The sequence below is a fragment of the Micrococcus sp. LASM2_SD2 genome (assembly GCF_057364565.1).
In genome coordinates this window covers 1-3,017 of record NZ_JBNFOB010000263.1, presented here as the reverse complement: position 1 = coordinate 3,017, position 3,017 = coordinate 1, and the positions used below count along the sequence as shown (strand labels likewise).

Genomic DNA, 3,017 nt, shown 5'->3' with positions numbered 1-3,017 from the left:
AGCCGAGCGCACGGGCACCGCTCCCCGCCTCGCCTCCGGGCCGGACCGGCTCCCCACCTCGATCACGACGGGCACCGTCGTGCTCGCCGTCGCGAACCTGGTCGCCAACATGGGAGTGTGGCCGGGCAACGCGTGGATGGCCTGGCGCTGGCGTGGCCGCTCCTGGCCGCGGCGCGCCCTCGCGCTCGGCAGGCTCCCGCTGCAGGTGCCGATGATCCGCGCCGCCGGTCGCATCGCGCGGGGCTGAGGAGCAGATGTTCCGCTGAACCAGTGGACGGCAGGTGTGGCCATCTCGAACCGACGGCGCTAGTGTGACACGCATCACCGAGGGGAAGAAAAGCACCGTGACCACCACACCGACGGCACACCGCCCACTTCGAGCCCGCATGGGCGCCGTCTTCGCCGCTGCGATGCTCGCCGTGGGCGGAACGGCTCTCGCGACACCTCCGCCTGCCGAGGCCGGCAGCACGGTCGTCATCACGAACGGCAACTTTCACCACTGCACCAGCAGGATGAATTCCGAGATGAAGCTCTACCGCATGGAGGGCTACACCGTGCGAATCGGCCACAGGTGCAAGTGGTTCGCCGACGCTCGCCGCTGGGAGGGCTCGTTCCACTTCTTTCGCTGAGCCGATGGACGACGACCGGTGCTGACGGAACGCCGAGGACGGGACCCCGGCAGGCCCGGAACGACGTCCCCGAGCCCGGCTGCGGGGAGCCCGATTCCGGCACACGGCGACGGCCGCGCACCCCACCGGGGGTCGCGGCGTCGTCGTGTGCGGGCCCCGCGGACGGGGCGGAGGCTCAGTCGAACTGCGGGTCGGTGGTGCGGGCGCGCTTGATCTCGTAGAAGTACGGGTACTCGGCCAGGACCACGGCGCCGTCGAAGATGCGCCCGGCCTCCTCGCCGCGCGGGATGCGGGTGAGCACCGGGCCGAAGAACGCGGTGCCGTTGAAGGACACCACCGGGGTGCCGACGTCGTTGCCGACGAGCTCTTCGGCCTCCTTCTGGGCCTCACGGAGCTTGCCGTCCAGGGCGTCGGACTCAGTGGCGGCGAGGATCGCGTCCGCGTCGTGGCCGAACTCCTCGGCGGCGGCGCGCAGCACCTTCGGGTAGTCCTTGTTCCCCTCGTTGTGGATGCGGGTGCCCAGGGCGGTGTACCAGTCGGCCAGGGCCTCGGGGCCGTAGGTCTCTCGGACGTACATGGTGGCGCGGCCCGGGATGAGGCCGCGGTCGGTGGAGGCGCGGTAGTCCGGGTCCAGGTCGCGGCCCTCGTTCAGCATGTACAGGGACATCTGCTTGAACTCGACCTTCACGTCACGGACCTGCTCCACCTCGAGGATCCACCGGGAGGTGATCCACGCGAAGGGGCAGGTCGGGTCGAAGTGGAAGCCGACGGTGGGGGCGGCGTTCTCGGTCATTCGTGGGGTCCTTCCTTCGTGGGGACCGTCTGATCGGCCCCCGGGGTCGGGTGCCGGTCAGGCGGAAGCGTCTCGGCGGGAGAGCTCGACGTCCGCGGGGATCAGGGTGGGCTCTGCGCCCTCACGGACGACATCGCCGGTGATCACCACGGCGCCGATGTCCGTGCGGGAGGGCAGGTCGAACATCACGGGCTTGAGGACGTCCTCCATGATGGAGCGCAGGCCTCGGGCGCCGGTGCCGCGGGCCACGGCCTGCTCCACGACGGCGTCCAGGGCGTCGTCCTCGAACTCCAGGTCCACTCCGTCCATGAGGAACATCTTCTGGTACTGCTTCACCAGCGCGTTCTTCGGCTCGGTGAGCACCTTCACCAGCTGCTCGTGGGTCAGGTCCTCCACCGCGGTGATCACGGGCAGACGGCCGATGAACTCGGGGATGAGCCCGAACTTCAGCAGGTCCTCGGGGCGTACGTCCGCATACGAGGTCTCCCCGTCTCCGAGGTGGTTCAGCGGGGCGCCGAAGCCGATGCCCTTGCGGCCGGCACGGGAGCCGATGATCTCCTCCAGGCCGGCGAACGCACCGGCCACGATGAACAGCACGTTGGTGGTGTCGATCTGCAGGAACTCCTGGCGCGGGTGCTTGCGCCCGCCCTGCGGCGGCACCGAGGCGACGGTGCCCTCGAGGATCTTCAGCAGGGCCTGCTGCACGCCCTCGCCGGAGACGTCACGGGTGATGGACGGGTTCTCGGACTTGCGGGAGATCTTGTCGATCTCGTCGATGTAGATGATGCCCTGCTCGGCCTTCTTCACGTCGAAGTCCGCGGCCTGGATGAGCTTGAGGAGGATGTTCTCCACGTCCTCGCCCACGTAGCCGGCCTCGGTGAGGCTGGTGGCGTCCGCCACGGCGAACGGGACGTTCAGCTGGCGGGCCAGCGTCTGGGCCAGGTAGGTCTTGCCGGAGCCGGTGGGGCCCACGATGAGGATGTTGGACTTGCCGACCTCCACGTCCGCGAGGTCCGTGCGCTCGGAGAAGCGGTCCGCGCTCTCGGCTCCCTTGGCCTGCGGGTTCCGGACGCGCTTGTAGTGGTTGTAGACGGCCACGGCGAGAGAGCGCTTGGCGTTCTCCTGGCCGATGACGAAGCGGCCGAGGTGGTCGAAGATCTCCTGCGGGGTCGGCAGGACCATGTCCTCCGCCTCGGTGACCTCCCCGAGCTCCTCCTCGACGATCTCGTTGCAGAGCTCGATGCACTCCTCGCAGATGTACACCCCGGGGCCCGCGATGAGCTTGCGGACCTGCTTCTGGCTCTTCCCGCAGAACGAGCACTTCAGCAGGTCGGCGCTCTCTCCGATGCGTGCCATGGAACAGGACTCCTCAGGGTCTGACGACGGTGTGCGGGGCGGGCCCCGAGCGGGTCGGGACTCGGCGTGTGCGGCGTGGGCCGGACCGCACCGGCCCGGCACCGGAGCCGCAGGGCTCCGATGCGCACGAACCAGGATACGGCCCTGCCCTGACGGGACAGGGATACGCAACGGCCCCGCGCGTGCGCGGGCGGCGCACGGTGCGGGCCGTCGTCGTGGTCCTCCCGCGCGCCGGGGAG

The 3,017-nt window shown here is 69.7% G+C and carries 4 protein-coding genes; 2 read left to right on the top strand and 2 right to left on the bottom strand.

What is annotated here, in order from left to right; all coding sequences use genetic code 11:
• On the top strand, positions 1 to 247 hold a 247-nt coding region (locus tag AC2W7A_RS11115; protein WP_485991403.1), incomplete at its 5' end, for a hypothetical protein.
• A gap of 139 nt (positions 248 to 386) precedes the next feature.
• Positions 387 to 629 carry a hypothetical protein gene (locus AC2W7A_RS11110; protein ID WP_485991402.1) on the top strand — a complete coding sequence of 81 codons (243 nt, stop codon included), beginning with the start codon at positions 387 to 389 and terminating at the stop codon, positions 627 to 629.
• Between the two features lie 175 nt (positions 630 to 804).
• Here AC2W7A_RS11110 and AC2W7A_RS11105 read toward each other — a convergent pair whose 3' ends face one another.
• Positions 805 to 1,422 (bottom strand): mycothiol-dependent nitroreductase Rv2466c family protein, encoded by a 618-nt coding sequence (locus AC2W7A_RS11105; protein WP_485991401.1) that lies wholly within the window; start codon positions 1,420 to 1,422, stop codon positions 805 to 807.
• A gap of 57 nt (positions 1,423 to 1,479) precedes the next feature.
• Positions 1,480 to 2,778: an ATP-dependent Clp protease ATP-binding subunit ClpX gene (gene clpX, locus AC2W7A_RS11100; RefSeq protein WP_485991400.1), complete on the bottom strand. Its 1,299-nt coding sequence runs from the start codon at positions 2,776 to 2,778 to the stop codon at positions 1,480 to 1,482.
• Between the last annotated feature and the right edge of the window lie 239 nt (positions 2,779 to 3,017).